Raw genomic sequence first — 24,322 nt, 5'->3', positions numbered from 1 at the left:
CGCCCCGGCTCACCCCACCGCGGCCGCAGCGGAGCCCGGCGCCGCCCACGCCGCCGCGCACAGCGCCCGTTCGACCTCGGTGGTGTACAGCGCCGCCGCGAGCCAGGCGCGGGCGAAGCGGGCCGGGTCGGTGGGCAGGAGGCGGCCGAAGACGTCCCGTGAGCGGTCGGCCGCCGTCGCGTGAAGGCCGTCGAGCAGATCGCCCGCCGTCGCCAGACCGAGGGCGCGCAGCCGCCGGCCGTCACCCGCCCCGCTCCCGGACAGCGTCAGCACCCGCCGCCCGCCGGACACCGCCTGCCGCACCCGCCGCCGCAGGATGTACAGCGGCGCCTCGTCCGGAGCCGGTGGTACGGGGACCGCCGCACCGGACGCCGGCCCGCCTTCCGGCAGATCCGCCCGCTGGAGGCGGTCCAGACCCAGGTCGACCCGGGTGCCCGCGACCGTCGGATGCTCGACGGCCAGCAGCCGGGCGCGCGGCAGGTCCCCCGGCGCCGCCAGGCGTGCCACGATCCGCAGCCGGGCGCCCCGCGCGGCCGCCAGCAGCCGGAGATTGTCGCGATGGGGGAGTGCCGGATGGTCGTGCGCGACGGTGAGACGCAGCGTCAGCCCGGCGCACTCGGCGAGAAGACAGTCCCCCGCCGCCTCGCGGGCCGCGCCCAGCAGCGTCACGTCGAGGAACAGCAGATCCTGCCCGTCGGCTGCGGTCAGGGCCCGTCGGACCTGCTCGGCGACCGGCGCCGCCCACAGCCCGTCCAGTGGCGGCTCGGTCCAGGCCGCGCCCGTCGCGCGCACCGCCCGCACTCCCGCGCCCGCTCCCAGCCGGCCCGTGGGGGAGACCGTCGCCCCGGACACGGCGAGCCCGGCGCGTGACAACTCGCGGTGCGTCAGGGCCGTATCACCCAGGCGTACGGCGCGGTCGGCGGCGCCCGTGGCCCGGCCGGCGCCGCCCGGTGCCACGTCGGAGACCGTGAGGAGCCGGCCGTCGGCGTCGGCGGTCCAGGTGACCGCGCCCGCGTACCCGGTCGCCGTGAGGACCGGTTCGCAGAACAGGCCGTAGAGCCGCAGCGAGCCGTCCGGCACGTACGGCTGCCGTGCCGTTCCGCGCAGCTCCGCGAACTCGGGCCCGGTGGCGTCCGGGACCCGGTGCGCCACGGACAGCACCTCCCGGAGCGCGGCCACCAAGTCGCCCAGCCGGTACGCGGGATCGCCCGAGCGGGCCGCGCGCACGGCCGTGACCACGGAGACCGCCGCCGACGCGGCCCGGGGCAGCCCCGCGAGCCGGGCCGTGTGTGCCGCGCGCAGCACCTCCGCCTGGAGCACGGCGCCGGCGCCGTCGGTACCGGCTTCCAGGACGGCCGCCGCCGCATCCCACACCGCCAGGGCGGCGGCACGCTGCTCGGGCGTGGCGGCCTCCGCCTCGACGGCCGGCCTCGGCGACTCGGTCGGCCGGGGCCGCGCGGGTCCGGACGCGTCGGCGCGCGAAGCCGCATCCGGCGCCGGAGCCGACGCGTCGCTCGGCGGATCGGGCGTGTCCTCCGCGACCGGCGCCGCCGAGGCCGCCGCCGCGCGATGCAGGCAGTCGGGTGCGAGCAGGCACCCGCAGCGGATCGCGTCCGCGCTGGTCACGGTGCCGCCGGGGGCATCGAGGACCAGGTCGGTGTCGTCGTCCACGGCGATCCGTACGGTGTCGCCGTCGCGTACGACCGGACGGGCCGCCAGCTTGGCGACGCCCGCGTCCAGCCGTTTGCGCAGGCGCGGCGACAGTGCCGCGACCAGCTCCGCGGTCACGGCCGGTGCGACCGGCGGCAGGTGCGGGCTCATGCGATCTTCTCCCCTACCCAGCGGGCGAGTTCGAGTGGACTGAGGGCGGCGACCGGCATGCCCGCGGCGACCAGCTGCCCGGCGACACCGGTCGAGTAGCGGGGACGGCCCGCGTCGTCGAGGCTCGCGCACCCCAGCACATGGCAGCCGGCCCCGAGCAGGGCGCGCACCTCGGCGAGCAGCCCGCCCAGCGGATAGCCCTCCTCGAAGTCGCTGACGACCACGACCAGCGTGCGTGACGGCACGGTGACCAGCTCGCGCGCGTGCCGCAGCCCCGCCGCGATGTGCGTACCGCCGCCCACGCTGACCTCCAGCAGCAGCGACAGGGGGTCCTCGACGTGCCCGGTGAGATCGATGACCTCCGTGGAGAACGCCAGGAAGTGCGTCGACAGGGTCGGCACCCCGGCCAGCACCGACGCGGTCAGCGCCGCCCAGACCGTGGACGCCTCCATGGACCCCGACACGTCGGTGACCAGGATCAACCGCCAGTCCGCGGCCCGCCGCGCGCGGGTACGGAACACCGGGCGCTCCGGGATCACCCGGATCGCGCCGTCCGGTCCGCGCCGTGCCGTCGCCAGGTTGGCGCGCAGCGTACGCGGGAGGTCGAGCCCGCCGCCGGGCCGCCGACTGGGGCGCGGCAGGGCCGTGCCGTGCAGCGCGGGCCGCAACCGTGTGGCCAGCTCCCGGGTCAGCGCCTCGACCAGCCGCCGTACCAGCGGGCGCAGCGCGGCCAGCCGTGCCTCCGGCAGCCCGCCCGCGTGCCGCAGCACGGTGCGCAGCAGATCGACCGAGGGGCGTACGGCGTCCGGGTCCAGCTCCGCCAGGACGTCGTCCCGGCCGGAGGCCGCCGCCGCGGCGAGTACCTCCTCCCGGATACCGGGGCCGAACAGTGCCGCCAGCTCCTCCGACCACTCCCGTACGCCGGGATACGGCACCTCCCGGCCGCCCCCGGACCCGGGTCCGGCCAGGTCTCCCCGGCTGCCCTCGCCCCGCCCCCTGCCGTACAGCTCGTCGAGCGCCGTGGCCAACGGGGCTGTGGAAGAGGGCAGTTGGTCCCCGCGTCGACCGAGCACGAGCCGCCAGCGGTCGACGGGAGCGAGGAAGCGGTCGACCTCGGCGGTGTGCCGCGTGTGCTGCTCGGAGCGGACGGTCTCCGTCTCGCCCTCGAAGGTCTCCCTCTCGCCCTCGAACGTCTCCGCCTCGCTCTCGAAGGTCTCCACCTCACCCTCGAAGGTCCTCTTCTCGCCGTCGAGGGTCTCCTTCTCGACGGCGATCCCCACCGGCAGCAGCCCCAGCGCGTCCAGAGCCATACGGGCCTTGAAGTCGGCGCGCGTCCAGGCGGCGAGCGCGGCGGGGTCCACGCCACCCGTGTCGTCCGGCCGGAACCCCGTCCCGACCCGTTCCTCGATGGCCGTCAGCAATCGCTCGCGGGCCGCCGGACTCAGCGTGTCGAAACCACCCCGCAGCGCGGGCAGCCGGTCCAGGAACTCCCGGTCGGGCAGCTCGCAGACGCGGTCGAGCAAGGGCTCCAGGGCGGGCGGCGCCGCCTCCAGGAGCGGCCCCGCGGCCGTCAGCAGGCCGGTGAGCCGGGCGGTGAGAGCGGACCGGGACGCGGTGTCGCCCGCCGCGTCCACCCACGAGGCGACCCGCGCCCCGAACTCCCCGGCCTCCTCCTGGTCCAGCAGCACCCGGACGGCCCCGGCCGCACCGCGCATCAACGGCGAGCCGTCGGCGGCCAGCCGGGCGAGTGCGTCGGTGAGCCGGATACCGCCCAACGCGTCCGCTCGATGGGCGAGTTCGAGCAGTGCGTGGGCGTCGGCCGGGTCCTCGGAACCGGTCAGTCCGTCCACCTGCCGCACCGCCGCGGCGGTGAGCAGCTCGGCCACGGCCGACGCCCGCGCCGTACGCTCCTCGTCGGCACCGAGCCCGGCGATGTGGCCCGCCCGCAGCCGGTCCAACAGGGCCAGTCCGGCGAGGAGTTCGGGCAGCGTGGCGGAGTCCGGCAGCACCTCGGCGATGTCGTCGAGCCGCTCGTCGGCCAGGGCGGGCAGACCGCACTCCGCCGCCTCCGCCAGCCCCCGCAGGGCCTGCGCGGCCGTCGGACCGCCCTCGTCCGCCTCGGCGCGCCGCCGCTCGCGCAGCAGGCCCTCGGCGGCCTGCGCGGGCGTGACCCCGCGCACTCCGGCCGCCGTCAGCATCGCCGACGTCGCGGGCGTCCAGCGCACCTCCCAGCGTGCGGTGAGGGCATCCGCGCCGCCCGCGCCGACGACCTCCTTGGCCTCCCCGTACGGCACCCCGCACACCGTCAGCCGGCGCAGCAGCAGCTCCCGGCGGCGGTCGAGGTCCGAACGCAGCGGATCCAGCCGCACATCGCGGGGCGCCGCACCCGGTCCGGCCGACTCCGGTCCGGGCAGGCCCAGCGCGGCCACCTCGTCCTCCACGGCCGGGGCCAGACCGCTGCGCGGCGCACCGGGCGCCGGACGGCCGGTGCGCGTGCCGACCAGGACCTGCTCCATCGCCCGGGCCACCGCCCGGCCCCGGCCGTACGGCTCGCCCTGCGCGAGCACCGCCTGCACCGCCTCGACCAGCTCGCCCCGGCCCGCCGCGGGCAGCCCCCGCAGCCGCGCCAGGTCCGAGGCGAGCCGGACGATCTCCCGCGCGTCGGCGGGCCCCGAGGGGTGCCCGAGCGCGCGCAGCTCCGCGCACACCCGTACGGCCGCCCGCGTCAGCGCCTCGTCGAGCGCGACCGGATCACCGGCCGCCCGCAGCACCATGTGCTGCCACTCGGGATCCCGGATCCCCGCCGGGTAACCGGACCGGGCGTCGAGCAGCGGATAGGCGTACGGGATGAGGGAGGTGGTCCAGAGGGGCCGCCCGCTGGAGGACGGCGCCGGCGGGACCACGGGCGTCTCGGTGGGCGTTCCGGGAGCGGCGGTCGGCTGCTCGTGGATCTCGGTCAACTCCCCCTCCCCGGCGACCTTCCCGATCAGCGCCGGAGCGTGAAACGCCCCGACGATCACCGCGGCCCGCTCCCCGCCGGCCGTGGCGGAGGCCAGGCAGGACCGCATCCACCGCTCCCGCCGCAGGTCCAGCTCCGGCACCCCACCCGTGGCCACCGCGTCCTCGCGCAGCGCCCATCCCGTCAGCAGCGCTGCCCGGCGCAGCGCCTCCGGCGGGGAACCCGGAGCGGTGGCCTCGACCAGCCGGTCCCACAGGTCGTCGCCCGGCCGGCCGGTCAACCGCGCGCGCAACGCGGTCGCGAGACCGGGGGTGTCGGGCGTGGCCCCCGCATCGCTGTCCCGTCCCTCGCTCCACGCCCGGTCGGCGAGCGGCAGATCACAGGCGACCACCGGCACGCCGTGCGCCACGGCCCAGCGCACGGCGGCCAGTTCGGGCGAGAAGTCGGCGAAGGGATAGAATGCCGGCCCCCCGCCGCGGCCGTCGCCGGGCGCGGCGGCGAGGGCGACCGGTGCCCGCGTCTGCTCGTGTCCGAGCCACGGCAGCCACTCCTGCATCTCGCCGGGCAACTCGACGAGCACCACGTCCGGCTTCGCCTCGTCCAACAGCGCGGGCACGACGGCGGCCAGCGATGGCGCGTGATGCCGCACCCCGATGAGACAGGGACCGTCGGGATCGGTGAGGGCGGCGAGCGCCGCGTCCGGCGAAACAGCGGCCGAACCGCCCACCGGGCGAGGGGAGTCGGAGGAGCGCGTCACGATGTCAGCCCTCCAGCACCGTGCGCAGATCCCACAGCGTGCGCCAAGTCGCCGACCCCTGCTCCGCGCGCCGGCGGACCGGGCCGTCCCAGTAGCCCCGCAGCCGGGCCGCGTCGGCGGGATCGTCCTTGCGTACGACGCCGAGGAGATGGCCCGGCAGGAGCCCGAGCACATCGCGGTCGCCGGGGAAGTACGCGGCGGCCAGCCCCAGCGCGCCCGCGACGGACACGGCCTCCGCCGTGCTCATCACGGTCGAGGGCCGCTCCACCTCCCAGCCCTCGGCCGACCGCCCCTCCCGCAGATCCCGGAACGCGGTGACCAGCGCCTCCAGCACCGCGTCGTCGACCTGGAAGGGCGCCCCGGCCCGCTCGACGGAGGCCCGCGCCTGGCGGCGCACCAGCGCGGTCTCGGCGTCGAGGTCCCCGATCGGCCCGACCGTCTCGAAGTTGAAGCGCCGCTTGAGGGCGGCGGACATCTCCGAGACGCCCTTGTCGCGCAGGTTGGCGGTGGCGATGAGGGTGAAACCGGGCGCGGCGTGCGCCAGGCCGTCCTCGGTGCCGGCCAGTTCGGGCACGGCGATGCGCCGCTCGGAGAGCAACGACACCAGCGCGTCCTGCACTTCGGGCAGACAGCGGGTGACCTCCTCGACCCGGGCCACCGCGCCCCGGGCCATGGCGGTCAGCACGGGGGAGGGTACGAGGGCCTGCCGGCTGGGCCCCTGCGCCAGCAACAGGGCGTAGTTCCAGCCGTACTTGAGCTGGTCCTCGGTCGTACCGGCCGTGCCCTGCACGACGAGCCCGCTGGTGCCGCACACCGCCGCCGACAGCAGCTCGGAGAGCATCGACTTGGCGGTGCCCGGCTCGCCGACGAGCAGCAGACCGCGCTCGCCCGCGAGGGTGACCACACACCGCTCGACCAGCGCCCGGTCGCCGACGAACTTGCCCTCCACGACCATGCGGCGCGGCACCCTGTCGGGCACCGCCGCGTCGTCGGGCAGCCTCAGGGCCTGCCCGTCGCTGCCCATCACGAACGTGACGACGGCACGCGGCGTGAGCCGCCAGGCGGGCGGCCGGGGCCCGGCGTCGTACGCGGCGAGGAAGGCCAGTTCGGCGGCGAACCGCTCCTCCGGCGGGACGATCTGGCGCGTGGCGTCGGCGGAGAGGGTGGTGGTCATCGGGCGGCGCTCTTTCGGCAGGGACGGGTCACGGACAGGGGAACGGGCGGGACGGTGCCGTCGGTCCTCATCGGCGCCGCCCCTTCCGCGTCGCGCGCGTGGTGAGCTCCTCGTACGCCGGGGCGTCGCCCGCGCGCACACGCTCCCAGGCCCGGGTGAACAGCTCCGCCACCGGAACCAGCGGCACACCCCGGGAGACCGGGTAGAGGCCCTCCTTCCAGAGCTCCACCGGCAACAGGGGCGCCTTGAGGTCGAGCCAGCCGCACGGCAGGAAGAGGGAGCGGCCCGCGCGCGGACGCTTGGCCTCCACCACGAGGTCGGTGGCGGCGAGTTCGGCGCGCGCCTTCTTCAGCCGGGCGGGCTTCCAGCCGGTCCAGCGCGCGCAGTTGCGGTCCGTCGGGTCGGGCAGCGCCAGCAACTGGAGATACAGCGCCGCCGCGTCCTCACTCAGGCCGTGCGTCCCGGCGACCTCGGTGACCAGCGCGGGCACCGCGACCGTCGGATCCTGCGCGTATCCGGTGACCTGCCCGGCACCGGCACCGGCAGCATCGGCACCAGCACCGGCAGCACCGCCGCCGCCCGCACCACCATCGGCCCCCACGGCGAGCGCCCGCGCGAGGTCCTCGCCCATGATCGTGCGCAGGGTCCGCATGCCGTCGCCGCGCCAGGCGCCGACCAGCCCCTCGACCAGCCCGAACACGGAGTCGTCGGGCCCGGTCAGCCCGGCCGGGCGGACCAGCACCGCCTCCTCGTCGCCGTACCAGGGCCGCAGCACCAGGGCCTCGCCGAGGCGGGTCAGCCCGTCGGCGCCGGCGCCCCCGGACGCCGGCAGCCCGTACGCCTTGCGCAGCGCCACGCAGGTCGTGCCGCCCTTCTCCGACCAGGAGATGTCGACGTCGAGGAGCAGCCCCGGGTCGGCGAGCCGGCGGCGCAGCGCGGCCAGCCCCTCGGGGAGGACGGCGCGCAGCGGGTGCCCCAGGGGAAGGCCGTAGGCGAGCGCGGCCAGGGTGGCCACGGCGCCCGTGAGGTCGTACCGCCCGGGCAGCGCCTCGGGGTCCTCGGGGACCAGCTCGCCGTCCTTGTCGGGCCGCTGGACGGTGGTGCGGCTGAGCCAGGGCGTGCGCGACGGATTGAGCACCGCCTCGGCGGCGCCGGCCCGCACACCCCCGAGGTCGAGGTCGGCGGCGAGTTCCTCGGGCAGCCGCAGCAGCCCGCCGAGGCGGGCCCGCCACACCTCGCCCGCCGCCCGGGTGTCCGGGCCGGACGTCCACAGCTCGGCCGGATCCGTCGGCAGCAGGGCGCCGACCAGCGCCGCCCGGTCCGCCGCGTCGAGGGAGCCCAGCAGGCCGTTGCCCAGGTCCCGCTGACGCGGCTTCAGCCCGATCCCGGCGAGCACCTCCCCGGTCGCGTCCCCCGGCAGCGCGGCCACCAGCAGCGCCGCCTGTACGGGGCCCAGCGCGCCGCCGGTCGTGTCGGCGAGCGCCCGCGGGGCCTCGGGCACCCAGTCGGCGGCACCCTTGTCCCGGACCAGCCGGGCGACGGCCGTGAGGCTCTCGGCGGGGAACTCCCGGGCGAAACGCGTCTCCCGCGTCAGCGTGAAGTGGGCGATCGCGCCGAACGCGCCCGACGGATCGTGGTCCAGGGCCAGCCAGTTGGTCCGACCGCGCGCGGTGTCGATGTTCTGGCAGCCGAGGATCACCACGGTCCGCTCCCCGTGGCGCAGGACCTGGCCGACCCGCTCGCGCCGGTCGTTCGCCTCGCCCAGCACGATCTCGCGCAGCGTGCCGTCGTGCGTGGTGAGCGGTCCCTGGGCGAGCGCCTCGAACAGCAGGACCAGCCCCTGCCGGTACGCGTCCGGCAGGGTGGGGGAGGCGGCACGGTAGGCGAGCGGCCGCAGGACCGACAGCACCGGCGTCCACACCATCCCGATCCCGGGGACGGTGAACTCCTCGCCGATCCAGCCGTCGGGCAGCGCGGCGTGCCGCGTGTGCTCGGGCAGCGGCTTGCCGTCGGCGGGGCGGCCGGACAGCACGTGGTTCACGGCGTGGATCTGCCGCAGCGCGGTCCAGCCGGTGCCGCCGCCCCACCAGCCGTGCAGCTGGGCGAGGCCGGCGGTCGCCTCGCGCAGCGTCCGGTCGTCCCCGTGCTCGGGCGCCAGGTCGGCGAACATGCCGTCGACCCGTCGGCGGTCCGTCGGTGTCCGTTCCTTCGGCGGCGCCACGAACGCGGCGCCCGACTCGGCCACCAGCATGGCCCCGCGGACCAGGGCGGCGACACCGGTGAGCAGCCGGCCGTCGGCGATGCCGGGCAGTTCGCGGGCGACGGCCTCCCGGACGAAGGTGTCGGCGTCCGGCACCGCCTGCTGGGCCTTGGCGGCCTCGGCGCTGTCGCCGGTGGACGCGCGCGCGGCCGCCAGCCGCTCCTGGCGCTCCGCCAGGGCCCGCGCGGCGGCGCGCAGCACGTCGGCCGTCCGCTCGTCGGTGAGGGAGCGCAGCACCGCCGAGCCCTGTTCGTCGCGCGGGCGCAGGGCGTGCCAGAAGGCGGGCGGCGGCACGAAGCGGGTCCCGGCGGCGCACTCGCCCCCGCGCTCGCGCACGCTCACCCGGCCGAGCTCCCCGGCGCCGGAGGTGTCGTCGGCGGCGAACAGGACGATCTGCCGGTGCGACTGCACGGCGACGGGTCCGGCGCCGCCCGGCAGCCGCAGCACGCCCAGCGGAACGCCCGCCGTCCGGCCGTGCGGCGTCGGCAGGGTCGCGGTACGGCCGTCCGGTGTGCCCACGGTCGTACGCTGCTCCGGGCCGTCGCCCTCGGTGCGCACCCAGCGGCCCAGGACCGCGCCGTCGGTGCCGAACGGGCTGTGTTCCAGGCCGGGCCGGAGCGGCAGCACCTCGCACTGCTCCTGCCGCAGGGAGGCGTCCTCGCGAATGCCGGAACGCAGGAAGGCGGGCAGCGAGGCACGCCCGTGCGTGCCCGTGGCCGGGTCGTACTCCAGCCACACCTGCTGCCGTCCCTGCCGGCCCTGCCGCCACAGCGTGGTGCCGTCGCCCAGCACGGGGCGGGTCGGCGGCAGGACGGTGTCGCCGGCGTGCAGCGCGCGGCCGCCGGTGGCACGGCCGCCGCCGCTGAGCGGGATCGAGGCGGTGTCGGCGTCGCCGTACCAGTGCGGCAGGCTCTCCCCGCCCAGGATGAACACCTCGGACGGGCGGCCGGACCAGTACCCGTGCTGTTTGCCCTCGTGCCGCCACATCACCAGCAGTTCGCCGTCCGTGAACCGGAACTGCGGGCGCTGCCAGCGGTCCAGCTCGACGGGCAGCCGCAGGTCGTGCGCCAGCAGGATGCCCTCCGGCCCGACGACGAGCGCCTTGTGCCGGCGCGCCAGGATCAGCGCGGGCCACGCCTCGTGGACGGTCAGTGTGTCGTCGCGGTCGGCGCTCTTCTCGGCGTCGAGCAGCGTCAGCGCCTCTTCGAGGGCCGGCCAGCCCAGCTCGTCCAGGACGCCGGCCCGCAGGGTGCGGCCGAGCAGCGGCGCGATCTCGTACGCGGCGACCCGGGCGACGGCCTCGGGGCTGACCCGGGCGGCGACCGGGCGGAAGGGGCGCAGCCGGGCCAGTGCGGCGCGCGCGGCGGGCAGCCCGGCCGCGCGGGCCAGCTCGTCGGCCGCGTCGTCCAGCCATCCGCGCAGCACGTCCGTGAGCACGGGGTGGTCGGCGATCGCCTCCACCACCGCGTTGACCGCCCGGTACTCGACCGCCGTGCCGATGCCGTCGTACAGCAGCCGCCGCAGGCGCGGGTCGGCCGCGACGGCGGTGAGGTCGCGCCGCCCGGGCCGCTCGTCCTGGAGCCAGCGGTCGAGGGAGACGTGGACCTGCTGGTCCTCGCCCGGTACGGCCAGCGGGATGCCCTCCGCCGCGCACAGGTCCAGCAGGTCGAGCTCGACGCCGGCATGCCAGCGGCCGCTGAAGATGTCCACGGGCCGGCCCCGTTCGCGCAGCCGGGGCGCCATCCGCGCGACCAGCGCGAGGGTGGCGGGCGAGCGCCCCGAGACCGTGCCGCCGTGCTTGCGGTATCCGGACCACCGCGCGAGCCAGTCCCCGGCGTCCACCGGCCCGGCCCCGCTCCCGCTCGCCGTGCCGCCCGTCTCACCGCTCTCGGTCAGCAGGCGGTCCGCGCCGCACTCCGCGAGCAGCGTCAGCCAGAACTCGTCGTCCTCCACCGTGCCGCCCAGGCCCGCCGGCATGATCTCCAGCAGTCGCAGGCGCACCTCGGGCCGCTGTTCGGCGAGGACCGTCAGGGTGGCCCGGTAGGCGTTCCAGAAGGACGCCGGGGCGCGCACGGCGGCGGGCGAGGCGATCAGATCGGCGACGAAGGCGCACTCCTCCGTCACCCGGTCCAGGCCCGCGGCCTTGATCAGCCCACGGGAGTCCTGCGGCAGCGACGCGTACGGCGGCATGCCGGCCGCGCAGCGCTCCACCGTCAACTGACGGAACTGCGCCCACGCCTCGGCGGGATCCAGCCGCCGCGCGAGATCCTTCACATGCTCCTTGAGGGCCTTGACCGTCAGCGCCCCGGCGAAGGCGAACTCCAGGAACACCGCCCGCTGCCGCTCCTCGTCGACGGCCAGCGCGTGCACCCGCTCGGCCTCGCGGGCCTTGCCGAAGAAGGCGGAGGCGTACGTCGTGTTCTCGTGCTGGAGGAAGACGCGCGCCGCCTGCTCGTAGAACGTCGGCAGGAAGTGCGGCACGGCCCGGCCGAGGCGCGCGCCGAGTTCCTCGAAGCCGTCCTTCGCCGTGCCCGGGCGGGACTTGGCCTGCCGCGCGAGCCGTTCCACGTCCTTGACCAGGGCCAGCGCGTGGTGCCCGTTGGCGGGGTCGTTGACCAGCGCCCAGGCGGGGAAGCCCAGGGTCTCGCGGCGGATCTGGCCCACCTCCGGAGCCTCCGGCTCACGGGCCAGCCCGAGGAACTCCAGGGCGAGGTCCTCGGCCTCACCCAGGGTGCCCGGCACCAGCCGCACGACCCGGCGGCCGTCCAGCGCGGGGTGGGTGTACGTGCGCACGGTGAGGGCGTCGGCGTCCTCGCGCGTGGTGCTGCCCGGGGGCAGGATCGCGCCGGCGTCGAGCAGCGCGGCCGCGGTGGTCTCGTCGTACGTCGTGTCGGCCGTCATGCCGCCTGCTCCTCGTCCTCGATCTCCCGCCCGGCGTACAGCGCGGCCGCCATGCGCATGCCCTCCGACCACGCCACCGGCCCGACCTGACCGAGCCTCAGCGTCCGGCCGGCGGCGTCGGTGAACACCAGGGGGCCGGTCTCGGTCTCCTCGTAGCCGTCGTAGTCGCCGATCCACACGCGTGCCTCGACCGGACGGCCGTCCTCCAGGACGGCGCAGACCGCGTTCCCGCCGCGCACGCGGTAGCCGAGCTGGGCGGCCCGGCCGTGCAGGAAGCGCAGCTCCTTGAACGCCCCGCCCGCGTACTCCTCGACCTCGGTGGCCTCGGTGTCGAGCGCGGCCGGCCGGTGCCACACCTCGCGGAAGAGCTGCTGGGCGCGCTGCTCGACGCCGAGTTCGACGGCGAACTCCCGCAGTTCCGCGAGGTCGTCGAGGAGCACCGGGTGCGGCATGCGGACGAGGCCGGGGCTGATGCGGACGGTGTCGCCGTCGAGGTCGACGAGGCCGAGACCGCGCTCGGGGTCGGCGTCCCGCAGGAATCCGGCCACCTCGCCGTCGGCTCCGGTGACGACGAGGTCGCGCAGGGCGGACTGCCAGGCGGGGTCCGGCCACACGCGCGTGAGGACGGTGAGCGGCACAGCGAGGGAGCGCACCATCCACCGCTCCACATCGGCCAGACACTGCCTCTCGTGCCGCTCCAGCCACTCGGCGAGCTGGCGCAGCCCCACCACCGCCGGGTCGTCCGCGAGCTTCGCGGGCACGGACTTCAGCCGGCGCCCGGCCGCGTTGCGGCACACCACCTTCCCGCCGTCGAGGGCGACTTCGTAGTCGCCGGCCGACACCCACCCCATACGTGCCTCCCGCACCGCCGTGATCAAGTGACGGGAACTCTAGGGCAGGCCACTGACAACGCCTCCGGGCGGCGGAGGGGCCCTACGCCGGCGTGCCCGCGTCCGGGGTGAACGGGGCGCCGTGCCCCGGCACGATCAGCGCCGGCGACAGCGCGAGCACCGCCTCGCGCGAGGCGTGCAGCGCCTTCGGGTCCGTGGCGTACGGGTCCTCGGCGGGCCCCTCCGCGCTCCACCACAGATGCGTGAAGACGACGAGCCCCTCGTCGGTGTCGACGAGGGTGCTGATGTCCTCCCCCGTGTGCCCGGGCGTGGCCGACAGGCGGATCGACGGCGAGAGGTGGAAGCCGTCCGCGGGGCGGTCGGTCCACAGGTCGCCCTCGTAGATCGCCCAGTGGTCGTGGAAGCGGGCCCTCGGGAACAGCGCGGCGTTCAGCGTGTGATCGGGGTGATGGTGGCTGAAGACGACATCGGTGACCCCCTCCGGCGTGACGCCCTCCGCGGCGAGCGGATCGAGGATCAGCGCCCGGTCGGCGACCATGCCGGGATCGACGACCACCACGGTGTCGCCGTCGCGCACGAGGCTCACCGTGCTCGCGGTGCGGGGGCCGACGTAACCGGCCGTCAGGATACGGAAGGTAGCTGCCATTCCCGCACCCTAGACCTACCCCGCGCGCTGGAGCACCCCGTGGAGACCGGCCGCCCACCCGGACGGCGCGGCCCGGGTGTCAGCCCTCGACCCAGCCGTGGTGCTTGGCGAACTGCGCCAGGCCGGAGCGCACCTGAAGGATCTGTTCGGCGGTCAGCGACGGCGCGGCCGACAGCAGCGCCTCGGTGACCTCCCGCGTGAACTCCTCCGTGTTCAGCACGTCGCACAGGACGTCGTCGTCCGGGGTGAGCGGCTTGCCGTCCGCCCCGCGCGCGAGGCGCACGTTCGACGCCTTGGGACCGCGCTCCCCGTCCTCGATCTCGAACTCCACCACGACGCCCCGCCGCACCTGCGACTCGGGCATCAACATGTCATTGACGTGCAGGAAGACATCCTCCCCGCCGTCATCGGGCGCGATGAACCCATAACCTCGCGCATTGTCGAAGCGCACCACACGACCGGCAACCATCCCGACCCCCAACAGCCTCGAAACACCCACTCCGGTGAACCTGAGCAGATCGTAGCCATCCCGGGCCCCTCGGAGCGACTCCCGCGACGTCAGCCCGGGGCGATGCCCGCGCCGAGGGTGTGGTCGACATGGCCGGGACCGCCGGTCGTCCAGCGGATCCGCCCACTGGCGTCGACAGCGGAACCGAGGGGGCGCGGCGTCCGCGCCGGTGCCGTGCGCCGGGTCCAGCGCAGGCCGTCGGGACCCGGAGCGCCGGGCAGTGTCGACGGATCGACTCGGCCGCGGTCGAAGACCAGGTCGTAGGCGGTGTCCGGCGCCAGGCCCTGCCCGCTGCCGAAGGCGTACTCGCCCCGGGCGTCGGTGGTGGCGACGAGCGGACCTCCGGTGCCGTCCGCGCGCATGGCCGTCACCCGCACCCCGGCGACGGCCGGCTCGGCCGGGTCCTGGACGCCGTCCCGATCGGTGTCGAACCACACCCGGCCGCCGATCTGGACCGGCGCCCGGTCGCACAGGATCTCCAGGTCGCCGGGTCCGTCACCGAAGGCGCCGCGCGCGAGGGCACCGGTCCGCGCGCCCGTCTCGGAGTCCCACTGGCGCACCCCCCACCCGCCGGACGCCTCCCGGACCGTGCCCCACAGCTTCCCGCGATGCGGCAGCAGGGCCGTGCCGCCCGCGGCGGCCTGCTCGTGCCGCGCGTCGGCGCGCGTGAGGTCGTCGGCGTAGAACTCGCCGCCGCCCGGCCCCTGTTCATTGCCCGGGGCGGCGCCGGTGTGCGAGCCGCAGCCGCCGTTCGTCTCCAGCACGAGCCCGCCGGACGCGTCGGCGCACACCCGCAGCACATCCCCGGCCGCGACGGCGCGCACCGTGGCCGTACCGCCGAACTCCTCGGCGCCGTCGCCCTGCATGTCCCCGAAACGGTCGCGGAAGCCGAGCAGCAGGTCACCGTCGTCGGCGATCTCGATGTCGGCCAGCATCGGCTGGGGCGCGGCGGCGAACCCGTGCGACTCGTGCCCGGGCACCCGCTCGTTCCACGCCTCCCAGTCGGCGCTCATGACCTCGCCGACCGTGGTCGTGTCACGACAGCGGTACGCCTTCGCCGGGGCGCCCTGGAAGCGGTACGCGCAGCCGCGGTCGAAGTCGAGGTCCGTGGTGGCGAACAGCGGGGTGAAGCCGGCGCCCGTGAAGGTGTACACATGCGCGCTGAGCTGGGACGGGTTGCCGTAGGGGACGGTCGGGGAGACGGTGGGCTCCGCCCCGCACACCCCGCCCACGAGCACGCGGTCGCCGCGCACGCCGATGCCGAACGGGTGCCAGTCGCCCACGCAGTCCGACGACGGCCTCGGGATCGCGTACGACGACGGCGTGCCCGCGGTCACCGTGTCGCCGGAGCCCAGGATCGGCACGGCGTACAGCCGGGAGTCGCCGAGATTCACCGCGTAGAGCGTGCCGCCGTCCGCGGCGACGTCCACGTCACCGAGGCCCTCGCGGCCGACCCTGCCGTAGATCACGTCGTCGGAGCGGTAGTACGGCTCGGTCGCGCCCTTCTCGTGCGCGGTGAGCGTGCCCGGCAGCGTGACGAACGTCGACACCGCGCCGCCGTCCCTCGTGGTCCGATAGATCGCGTTGACCGCGCCCGCCGGGCCGTACGGGGCGTGCCGCTTCACATAGGTGCCGAGGTAGATGTTGCCGGTGCGGTCGGTGCCGATGCCGTGGACCGCGCCCAGCCGCTCGTTCGTCGTCAGAGTGACGGCCGGGGCGCTGCCCTTCCCGCCGGGGAAGCCGGGGAAGGCGACGACGCCCGGCCGGCCGGTGACACCTCCGCCGTACTGGCCGCAGCTCACCAGCCCCGGGTTCTCCTGGCAGTACAGATCCGGCTCCCAGAAGCCGGTGGTGTACCTCGTGTCCCCGCCGCCCCGGACCGTCACGAAGCCGCTGGTGCGGCGGATGACGTCGGCGCCCGGGCCGCGCCCCGCGATCGCCGGGCGCAGCCTGCCCGGCGAGGGGTTCCGGGTCTCGACCCGGTACGTGGCGGCGGCCGCCGTGAACACCGCCAGCCCGTGGGAGTCCGTGACGCCGGCCGTCCCGTGCCCGGCGTCGTCCCGCAGCACGACCTCGACGCCGGGGAGGCCCGGTTCCAGTCCGCTGTCGTACGTCCCGTCGGCGTCGACCTCGGTCACGACACGGACGGTGACCCTGCCGTCGGCGGTGGTCCGCGCCCCGGCGAGGGGCACGGTGACGCCGGTCAGCGCCGCCATGGTCAGCAGGCCCACCGCCGTACGGCGCAGGGTGCGGGGATGCGGCACGGATCCTCCCGATGCTCCCGGAGACGTCCTGGAAACGGAGTCTTCGGTGATCGTCTTCCGTGCCGACGGACGCCGAACGCCCGATCAGCGGCACATTGAGTGCGTTGGCGCAGCGAATGCCCGCATCCGTGTGAGCGCGGTCAGGAACGCGCGTCCTGCTCCCGCTCGGCGTCGCGCTTCTTCAGGCGGGCGGTCTCCTTGCGCACCTCGGCCTGCGTGGCGCGCTCCTTCGCCAGCCACTCCGGCATCTCGCTCTTCAGCGCCTCGATCTGCTCGGTGGTCAGCGCCTCGGTCACCCCGCCCCGTGCCAGGCCCGCGATGGAGATGCCCAGCTTCGCCGCGACGACGGGACGCGGGTGCGGGCCGGTCTGTCGCAGCTCACGCAGCCACGCGGGCGGGTTCGCCTGGAGCTCGTTGAGTTCCGTGCGCGAGACGACGCCCTCCTGGAACTCGGCGGGGGTGGCGGGGAGGTACACGCCCAGCTTCTTCGCCGCGGTCGCGGGCTTCATCGTCTGGGCGCTCTGGTGCGACTTCATGCTGTCCAGACTATCCGCCGCGGAGCAGACCTCCGACCACAGCCGGTAACCTGGCGGGGTGACAGACTCGGCGGATTCCCCCACGTTCCGGCTCGCGTACGTCCCCGGAGTGATGCCCGCCAAGTGGGTGCGGATCTGGAACGAGCGCCGCCCCGAGACCCCCCTCGACCTCCTCCAGGTGACCGCGGCCGAGGCATCCGACGTCTTGCGCGACCGCGCCGCCGACGCGGGCCTGGTCCGCCTGCCCGTGGACCGCACGTTCCTCAGCGCGATCCCCCTCTACACCGAGACGACGGTCGTCGTGGTCCCCAAGGATCACCTGGCGACCGCGGCGGACGAGGTCACCCTGGCCGATCTGGCCGACGAGGTGGTCCTCCACCCGCTGGACGACGTCCTCGGCTGGGAGGAGCGACCCCCCGGCGAGCCCGCCTTCGACCGCCCCGCCACGACGGCCGACGCGATCGAGCTGGTCGCGGCGGGTATCGGCGTCCTCTACGTCCCCCAGTCCCTGGCCCGCCTCCACCACCGCCGCGACCTCACGTTCCGCCCCGTGGCGGACGCACCCCGATCGAGCGTGGCCCTGTCGTGGCCGGAGGACGCGACGACGGACCTCGTGGACGACTTCATCGGCATCGTGCGCGGGCGCACGGTGAACAGCACGCGGGGCCGGCAGGCGCCGGTGCCTCCGGCGGAGCAGCGGAAGAAGGCTCAGCCGAAGCAGCGGCAAGGACAAGGACAGGGCAAGGGACAGCGTCAGGGGCAGGGCCAGGGGCAGAGCCGCAGGACCGACGCCGCACGGGGCCGTGGCGCCGGCGGAAAGAAGCCTCGCCGCCGTTAGGGCCTGTCCGGCGGATCAGGCCGCAGGAGATAGGCGGTACCTCGTCAGCGCAGGTGAGCGGGGGCTGGTGCGTCCAGCTGCAAGGCGGAGGAGGGCGGCGATGCGGAGCATCGGCAACCGACGACAACGCCGCAGATGGGCGTGCCAGCCCCCGCGTCTGCGGCCTGATCCGCCGGACAGGACCTAGGGCCGGCGCGGGGTGCTGCCCGCGGGTGCGTCGTGGCGTGGCGCGCGGTTCACCGCGTCCCCTTCCGGGTCACTTTCCGGACGTGCGGCCGATCGACTCCACCAGCGGCAGCAGGCGGTGGGGGACGCGTTCGCGCAGGGCGACCTCCGTGCGGGTGCGGACGACCCCGGGGAGGCTGATCAGCTTCTGGATGACGTCCTCCAGGTGGGCGTTGTCACGCGCCACGACACGGGTGAGCAGATCGCCGCCGCCGGTGATGGAGAACGCCTCCACGATCTCCGGCACGGCGGCCAGCGCCTCGCCCACGTCGTCGAGATGGCCCTGGGTGACCTCGATGTGCACGAACGCGAGCACCGGATGACCGAGCGCGGCGGGGGAGAGGGACGGGCCCGTGCCGGTGATCACACCGTCGCGTTCGAGGCGGTCCAGGCGGGCCTGGAGGGTGCCGCGGGCGATGCCGAGGATGCGCGCGTACTCGCGGACGCTGGTGCGCGGCTGCTCCAGCAGCAGCCTCAGGATGCGGGTGTCGAGTTCGTCCACGGCCATGGTGCCCGGCCTCCCAGCTCCGTACATGATCTTCATCGACTGTACCAATGGCCCAGCGGGCCGCGATCCCGGTGGGCCGGTCACCGTGGTCCGTTGGCCCGGCCGTGGACCGGCCGGACGCGGCCGGGGTGGGCCAATGGCCCAGTGAAACAGGTGCCGCTTGAGCCGGTGGTGGATCGGATGCTGTCATGGGGACGTCGATGGCGCTGCGGATCCCGCGGCGCCTTTTTCATGCCGGTGTCCATCAGTCGTCGTATCAGGTCGGAACAGGGGGCGGGAAGCAGTGCTGAAGAGGGTGTTCGTGGCTCCGGACCCGGGGCGGGCGCGGCTGCGCTTCGCCGCGCGGGCCGTCCTCGGCATCGGCCTCGCGGTCGTGGTGTGCGCGGTGGCCGGCCACTCGACGACCGGAGCCGTCACCGGCGGCCTGGCCGCCCTGCTCGCCCTGTTCACCGTCGCCGACCCCACGGTCCGAGGCCAGGCCGTCACCACCGCGCTGCTGCCCGCCGTCGGGCTGCCGGTGCTCACGGCGGCGGCCCTCCTGCACGACCACCCGGTGGCGCGCGACCTCACCTTCCTCGCTGTCATCGGCGCGGGCGTGTACGCGCGCCGCTGGGGTCCGCGCGGCCACAGCCTCGGCGTGTTCGCGTTCATGATGTTCTTCATCGCCCAGTTCCTGCGGGCCACCGGCGACCGGCTGCCCGAGCTGTACGCCGCCGTGGCGTTGTCCGTGCTGAGCGCGGCGGCGGTCCGCTTCGGGGCGTGGTGCTACGAGCGCCGGCTGCCCCCGGCCGCCGTCCCCGCCCCGCCGGGCGGTACGGGTCTCGCCCGCGTCACGACCCGGCAGGCCGTCCAGGCGACCGCCGGCGCGGGATTCGCCCTCGTCGTCGGCCAGCTGGTGTCCGGGCAGCGCTGGTACTGGGCCGTCGGCGCCACCTGGTGGATCTTCGTCAACACCACGTCGCGCGGGGAGACCCTGGTCCGTGGCTTTCGGCGGGTCCTCGGCACCGTGATCGGCATCGGTCTCGGCCCGCTCGTCGTCGTCCCCGTGGCCGGCGCGCCCGCCCCCACCGCCGTCCTCGTCGCGGTCAGCGTCTTCGGCATCTTCTACACGGCCGCCGTCTCGTACACCTGGATGATGCTCTGGGTCACCCTGCTCGCCGAACTGCTCTACGGCCTTCTCGGCGTCCTCACTCCCGGGCTGCTGGCGCTGCGCCTCGCGGAGACGGGCGTCGGCGCGGTGGGCGCCGGCCTGGCCGTGCTGTTCGTCCTGCCGGTCACCACGCACACCATCACCGACGCGTGGATCCGGCGCGCCCTGCGCTGCGTGCACACTTGCACCGCCGAGGCCGCCGCGCGGCTCGCCGGTGACGAGAGCGCCGATCCGGCCGCCCGGGTCGCCGAGCTGGAGCAGCTCCTCGGCCGGGTGCGGCTCGCCGTCGCCCCGCTCGTCCACCCGCTGAACCCGATGCTCGGCCGCAAGAACCGCGCCCGCCGCGTCCTCGCCCTCCTCGACGACTGCGCCCGTGAGATCCGCGGCCTGGTCGCCGTCGCCGCGGATCCGGAGGCGTCGCACGACGCCCGCCTGGCGGCGGCGTGCTGGCGGGTGCAGGGCGCGGTGGAGGCGCTGATGCCGGGTGGGAAGGCGGCCGCCGAGGAGCGTGTCCGGGTGGCTGGGGTGGTGCGGCATGACGACCCCGTGACGCCGCCGGCGTCCGCTCACGGCTCGGCTCACGAGCATGCCCCGATCCCCACCCCCGCCTTGGCCGATCCGCCCGCCACCGTCCCCGGGCCGCTCGCTCACCTGCACGGTCTGGAGCGGGCCCTGGTCGATCTCGCGCACCCCCTGCGCGTGTCCTCCGGATCGCCGCTCGTCGATGCCTGAATGGCTCGCGCCCGCCGTTTTGACACCGTCTTGGTCTAGACCTTCCGTGATCAACTGCTACCGTCACCCACGACGGCGGCGACACGAGAGGGGCCTGCGGTGGCGATCGGCGACAGGCGGCGGGCGTTCATCGGATCCTTCACGGCGGCCGGCGGCCCCGGAATCGTCACCGCGGCCGTGGACCCGCCCACCGGCGCCCTGACCACGCTGAGCAGCGTGAACACCCTGCCCGATCCCTCCTACCTGGCCCTCTCGCCCGACGCGGGCACGCTCTACGCGGTCAGCGAGACGGCGGAGGGCGCGGTCGCCGCGTACCGCGTGGACGGCGACGTACCGGAGCGCACCGGCGCACCCGTCCCGGTCGCCGGCAGCGGGCCCACCCACCTGAGCGTGCACGACGGCCACGTCCTCACCGCCAACTACGGCTCCGGCAGCGTCACCGCCGTACCCCTGCGCCCGGACGGCGGCCTCGCCCGCGGCGCGTCGCACGTCCTCGCGCACACCGGCTCCGGCCCGCACACCCCCCGCCAGCAGGGGCCGCACGCCCATCACGTCCAGCCCGACCCCAGCGGGCGCTGGGTGGTCAGCGTGGACCTCGGCACGGACTCCGTACGGGTGTGCACCCTGCGCGAGGGCCTGATCGCCGTGCACCGCGAGATCGCGCTGCGCCCCGGCTCCGGCCCCCGCCATCTCGCCTTCCACCCCGACGGCGCGTACGCCTACGTCGTCAACGAACTCGCTCCCACGGTGACCGTATGCCGCTGGGAGGCGGCGGAGGGCGCGCTGAAGCCGCTGGCGGAGGTGCCGGTACTGCCCGGCGCCCCGGCCGGTGACGCGTACCCCTCCGGCATCGTCTGCTCGCCCGACGGACGGTTCGTGTGGACCGCGACGCGCGGTGAGGACGTGCTGTCGGTGTTCGCCGTCGAGGCCGGCGGGGAGGTGCTGCGGCCGGTCGGGACGGTGTCCTGCGGCGGCCGCTGGCCGCGTGCCCTCGCCGAGTCCGGCGGCCGGCTGTACGTCGCGAACGAGCGCTCCGGGGACGTGACCTGGTTCCGCCTCGACCCGTCCACCGGGCTGCCCCAGCGGTGCGGTTCGATCGCCGTGCCGGCTGCGTCGTGCGTGGTGCTCGGCTGACGGCGGCGTCCTAGTCCAGGCCGGGTCAGCGCCTCGCCACAGGACGAAGAGCACGAAGGGCCCGCCCCTGGTCGGGGGCGGGCCCTTCGTGTCGTACGGGGTCGTGCGGCGCGGCGGCTCAGCGAACCGGCGTGCCCTGCGGCTGCTGCGGGGCGATGCCCAGGGCCGTCGTGTACTTGGCGAGGGCCAGCTTGCCGATCGCCGGGTACGGGCCGAGCGCCTCGGCCGCCGGGCAGCCGGCCTCCTTGGCCGCCGCCTCGATCAGCGACGCGGCGATCTCCGGACCGATCAGGTACGGGGCGAGCGCCAGCTGCTGGGAGCCGGAGCCGCGCAGCTGCTCGGCCACGGAGGCGATGGAACCCTCCTGGTCGAGCGCCGCGGCCATCACCGGCACGGCCAGCCGCGCGGCGAGCAGCATGCCGGTGATCCCGGCGGCCTGCACGGCCTCCTCGCCGCCCACGGACGCGAGGATGATGCCGTCGGCGGCCGTCGCCACGGTGAACAGCCGGGCGCGGTCCGCGCGGGCCAGACCCGCCTCGGACAGCCGGACGTGCAGCGCCTCGGCGAGCAGCGGGTGCGGGCCCAGCACATCGGTGAGCTCGGCGGCCACACGGCTGTCCATGACGGCCTGGCGGACCTGGCGCAGCAGCGCGCTGTCCGGGCCGGCGAGCAGCGGCACGACGACCGCGACGGGGCCCTCGGGCTCCTTGACGTCGACGCCGGCGGCCACGGCCTGCTCGTAGCGCGCGGTGCGCTCCTCGGCGGCGTGGGCGAGAACGGACCGAAGCGTGGGGTAGTCGGTGTCGTCCCCGTCCAGGTAACCGATGCGCGCGTCGAGGCCGGGGAGCTCGGAGCGGGCGATGCTCACGATCTCCTCGGCGAGGCCGCGGGTGGCCTCGCTGGGGGTGCCGGGCACCGCGAGGACGAGCGCGGGCGCGCCCTCGGGAGCCGCCAGGGGCTCGGGTCGGCGGTGCCGCCCGGGCTGGCGGGGGCGCGGCATTCGTACTGGCAGGCCGGACGCGGGCCCAGTGGGGGAGCTCATGGCGCCGCATGTTACTGGTTTTGGTGGCTCCCCTGTTCGGGGAGGGTGCAGGTGAGCGGTATCCGTCCCGTTTTGTCTGATGAGTTACGTACGGATGCGAAGTGATCAGCGCGTTTTCCGGGCGACTTGTCCCCGGGGACGCGGGCGGACGCGTGGCCGAGATGCGGCCGACCGGGGGCCGGTCGGGCCAACGTCCCTGGTGGTCACAGGGTGTGTGGATCGGTCACCACGTGCAGCATCGCCGGGTCCTGGGGCAGGGCGAGCGCGCCGGTCGCCAGCGCGGTGGCGACGCGCACGGCGCCGTGCAGAGGGTCCCCTTCGGGCTCGGTGCGCCGTGCGTGCGGCAGCAGCCGGGCCAGTTCCTCCTCCAGGGGTACCAGGAGCGGGGCGCCGGTCCTGAACAGCCCGCCGGTCAGCGCGAGCCGGGGCTCGCCCTCGGCGGGGCAGGCGGCGACGGCGGACTCGGCCATGTGCCGGGCCGCGGCCCTGAGGATGCCGGCGGCGACCGGATCGTCCCTTGCGCGGTCGGCCACCCGGGGTGCGAAGGAGGCGAGCACGGCGGGCCGGTCCGGGCGGGGATACAGCCGTCCCGGCAGCCCCCGCACCGGCCCGAACTGCTCCTCGGCACACGCGAGAAGGGCGGCGGAGCCGCCCGGACGCCCGTCATGGGCCCGGACGGCGGCTTCGAGACCGGCCCGGCCGATCCAGGCGCCGCCCCCGCAGTCGCCCAGCAGATGACCCCAGCCGTCGGCACGACGCCATCGGCGCAGATCCGTGCCGATCGCGATCATCCCGGTGCCGGCGGCGATCACCGCGCCCGGCCGGGGGCCGAGGGCCCCGGCATACGCGGTGACCGAGTCGGCGGCGAGCGCGATCCGGCGGACGCCGAACTCCCGCGCCAGCGCGCCCGGAAGCTCCTCGCGCAGCGCGTCGCCCAGCGTGCTGAAACCGGCGGCGCCCACTGCTGCGGCGGACAGGCCGGTGACGCCGGATTCCGCCGCCAACTGACGCACCAGGGGCACCAGTTGTTCCATCAGGTGCCCCGGGTCGATCCCGCGGGTGCCGGTGCGGACCGGCACGTCCGACGCGCGCTCCGCGAGCGGACCCCGCCCCGCCGTGCCCACCGCCACCCGCAGCCCCGAACCGCCTGAATCCACGGCGAGGATGCCAGTGCCAGCGCCGGTGCCGGAGTGCGGACCGGCGGGGGCGGTCACGGCAGGCGCCAGTCCACGGGCTGTCCGCCCTGACGGATCAGCAGGTCGTTGGCCCGGCTGAAGGGGCGCGAGCCGAAGAAGCCGCGGTCGGCGGACATGGGGGAGGGGTGCACGGACTCCACCGAGGGCAGATGGCCCAGCAGCGGACGGAGGTTGCGGGCGTCGCTGCCCCACAGGATGGACACCAGAGGCTTGCCCCGCGCCGCCAGGGCCCGTATCGCCTGCTCGGTGACCTGCTCCCAGCCCTTGCCCTTGTGCGAACGGGGTTTGCGCGGGGTCACGGTGAGGGACCTGTTGAGCAGCAGGACCCCCTGCCGGGTCCACGGGGTGAGGTCGCCGTTGGACGGCGGGGGCACGCCCAGGTCGGCCGTCAGCTCCTGAAAGATGTTGATCAGGCTCGGGGGCAGCGGCCGCACCTCGGGAGCCACCGAGAAGGACAGGCCCACCGCGTGCCCCGGCGTGGGGTACGGGTCCTGTCCCACGATGAGGACCCGGACCTCGTCGAAGGGCTGCTGGAAGGCCCGCAGAACATTCGGGCCGGCCGGGAGGTAGGTGCGTCCCGCGGCGATCTCCGCGCGCAGGAAGTCGCCCATCGCGGCGATCTGTCCGGCCACGGGTTCGAGGGCCTTCGCCCAGCCCGCTTCGACGATTTCATGCAAGGGTCGTGGTGCCACGGGCGTCACCCTACTGCCGTACACACGGTGACGATCAACCTGTGGCCAAGACCCGCACTCCATGCTGCACGCACAGGCGTGCCCCCCCGGTTCTCTCTGTTGTTCTCTCGGTTGCTTTCTCTGTTGTT

16 protein-coding genes are annotated in these 24,322 nt (G+C 75.4%); 3 read left to right on the top strand and 13 right to left on the bottom strand.

What is annotated here, in order from left to right; all coding sequences use genetic code 11:
- Positions 1-9 precede the first annotated feature (9 nt).
- The 9 genes from ACZ5NW_RS31435 to ACZ5NW_RS31395 all read right to left on the bottom strand — a co-directional run bounded on the left by ACZ5NW_RS31435 (position 10) and on the right by ACZ5NW_RS31395 (position 16,677).
- The gene (locus ACZ5NW_RS31435) at positions 10-1,821 is read right to left on the bottom strand and encodes a hypothetical protein (RefSeq protein ID WP_468747383.1); all 1,812 of its coding nucleotides are present in this window, start codon (positions 1,819-1,821) and stop codon (positions 10-12) included.
- On the bottom strand, positions 1,818-5,537 hold the full coding sequence (locus ACZ5NW_RS31430) for a vWA domain-containing protein (protein ID WP_468747382.1): 3,720 nt from the start codon (positions 5,535-5,537) through the stop codon (positions 1,818-1,820). Before ACZ5NW_RS31430 ends, ACZ5NW_RS31435 begins: the two co-directional genes overlap by 4 nt.
- Before the next feature lie 4 nt (positions 5,538-5,541).
- Positions 5,542-6,711: an ATP-binding protein gene (locus tag ACZ5NW_RS31425; RefSeq protein WP_468747381.1), complete on the bottom strand. Its 1,170-nt coding sequence runs from the start codon at positions 6,709-6,711 to the stop codon at positions 5,542-5,544.
- A 67-nt stretch (positions 6,712-6,778) separates the two neighbouring features.
- Positions 6,779-11,872, bottom strand: a complete 5,094-nt coding sequence (locus ACZ5NW_RS31420) for a hypothetical protein (protein WP_468747380.1) — start codon at positions 11,870-11,872, stop codon at positions 6,779-6,781.
- Entirely contained in the window at positions 11,869-12,723 is an 855-nt protein-coding gene (locus tag ACZ5NW_RS31415) for a DUF4132 domain-containing protein (RefSeq protein WP_468747379.1), read from the bottom strand. Before ACZ5NW_RS31415 ends, ACZ5NW_RS31420 begins: the two co-directional genes overlap by 4 nt.
- Before the next feature lie 82 nt (positions 12,724-12,805).
- Entirely contained in the window at positions 12,806-13,369 is a 564-nt protein-coding gene (locus ACZ5NW_RS31410) for an MBL fold metallo-hydrolase (RefSeq protein ID WP_468747378.1), read from the bottom strand.
- A 79-nt stretch (positions 13,370-13,448) separates the two neighbouring features.
- Entirely contained in the window at positions 13,449-13,838 is a 390-nt protein-coding gene (locus tag ACZ5NW_RS31405) for a cold-shock protein (RefSeq protein ID WP_468747377.1), read from the bottom strand.
- Between the two features lie 89 nt (positions 13,839-13,927).
- Positions 13,928-16,141: an SdrD B-like domain-containing protein gene (locus tag ACZ5NW_RS31400; RefSeq protein ID WP_468747376.1), complete on the bottom strand. Its 2,214-nt coding sequence runs from the start codon at positions 16,139-16,141 to the stop codon at positions 13,928-13,930.
- Positions 16,142-16,281: 140 nt separating this feature from the next.
- Complete coding sequence (locus ACZ5NW_RS31395) at positions 16,282-16,677, bottom strand: DUF5997 family protein (RefSeq protein WP_468747375.1); 396 nt, start codon at positions 16,675-16,677, stop codon at positions 16,282-16,284.
- A gap of 58 nt (positions 16,678-16,735) precedes the next feature.
- Between ACZ5NW_RS31395 and ACZ5NW_RS31390 the strand changes: the two genes are divergently transcribed.
- The gene (locus ACZ5NW_RS31390) at positions 16,736-17,515 is read left to right on the top strand and encodes a LysR family substrate-binding domain-containing protein (RefSeq protein ID WP_468747374.1); all 780 of its coding nucleotides are present in this window, start codon (positions 16,736-16,738) and stop codon (positions 17,513-17,515) included.
- Between the two features lie 256 nt (positions 17,516-17,771).
- Here the strand turns inward: ACZ5NW_RS31390 and ACZ5NW_RS31385 are convergent, their stop codons facing one another.
- On the bottom strand, positions 17,772-18,248 hold the full coding sequence (locus ACZ5NW_RS31385; RefSeq protein ID WP_468747373.1) for an Lrp/AsnC family transcriptional regulator: 477 nt from the start codon (positions 18,246-18,248) through the stop codon (positions 17,772-17,774).
- 283 nt (positions 18,249-18,531) lie between these two features.
- Here ACZ5NW_RS31385 and ACZ5NW_RS31380 point away from each other — a divergent pair, with 283 nt between their 5' ends.
- Together ACZ5NW_RS31380 and ACZ5NW_RS31375 are read left to right on the top strand one after the other, a co-directional pair.
- Positions 18,532-20,130: an FUSC family protein gene (locus ACZ5NW_RS31380; RefSeq protein ID WP_468747372.1), complete on the top strand. Its 1,599-nt coding sequence runs from the start codon at positions 18,532-18,534 to the stop codon at positions 20,128-20,130.
- Positions 20,131-20,229: 99 nt separating this feature from the next.
- Positions 20,230-21,264 (top strand): lactonase family protein, encoded by a 1,035-nt coding sequence (locus tag ACZ5NW_RS31375; protein ID WP_468747371.1) that lies wholly within the window; start codon positions 20,230-20,232, stop codon positions 21,262-21,264.
- Between the two features lie 118 nt (positions 21,265-21,382).
- On the opposite strand, the gene ACZ5NW_RS31370 is transcribed toward ACZ5NW_RS31375, so the two are convergent.
- From ACZ5NW_RS31370 to ACZ5NW_RS31360, 3 genes are all read right to left on the bottom strand, one after another.
- Positions 21,383-22,306, bottom strand: a complete 924-nt coding sequence (locus tag ACZ5NW_RS31370; RefSeq protein WP_468747370.1) for a sirohydrochlorin chelatase — start codon at positions 22,304-22,306, stop codon at positions 21,383-21,385.
- 203 nt (positions 22,307-22,509) lie between these two features.
- Entirely contained in the window at positions 22,510-23,520 is a 1,011-nt protein-coding gene (locus ACZ5NW_RS31365; RefSeq protein WP_468747369.1) for an N-acetylglucosamine kinase, read from the bottom strand.
- Positions 23,517-24,194: a uracil-DNA glycosylase gene (locus ACZ5NW_RS31360; RefSeq protein ID WP_468747368.1), complete on the bottom strand. Its 678-nt coding sequence runs from the start codon at positions 24,192-24,194 to the stop codon at positions 23,517-23,519. The genes ACZ5NW_RS31365 and ACZ5NW_RS31360 overlap by 4 nt, the downstream gene beginning before the upstream one ends.
- Between the last annotated feature and the right edge of the window lie 128 nt (positions 24,195-24,322).

It is taken from the genome of Streptomyces sp. NPDC032126 (assembly GCF_055580085.1).
This window is presented reverse-complemented; position numbering and strand designations above follow the sequence as displayed.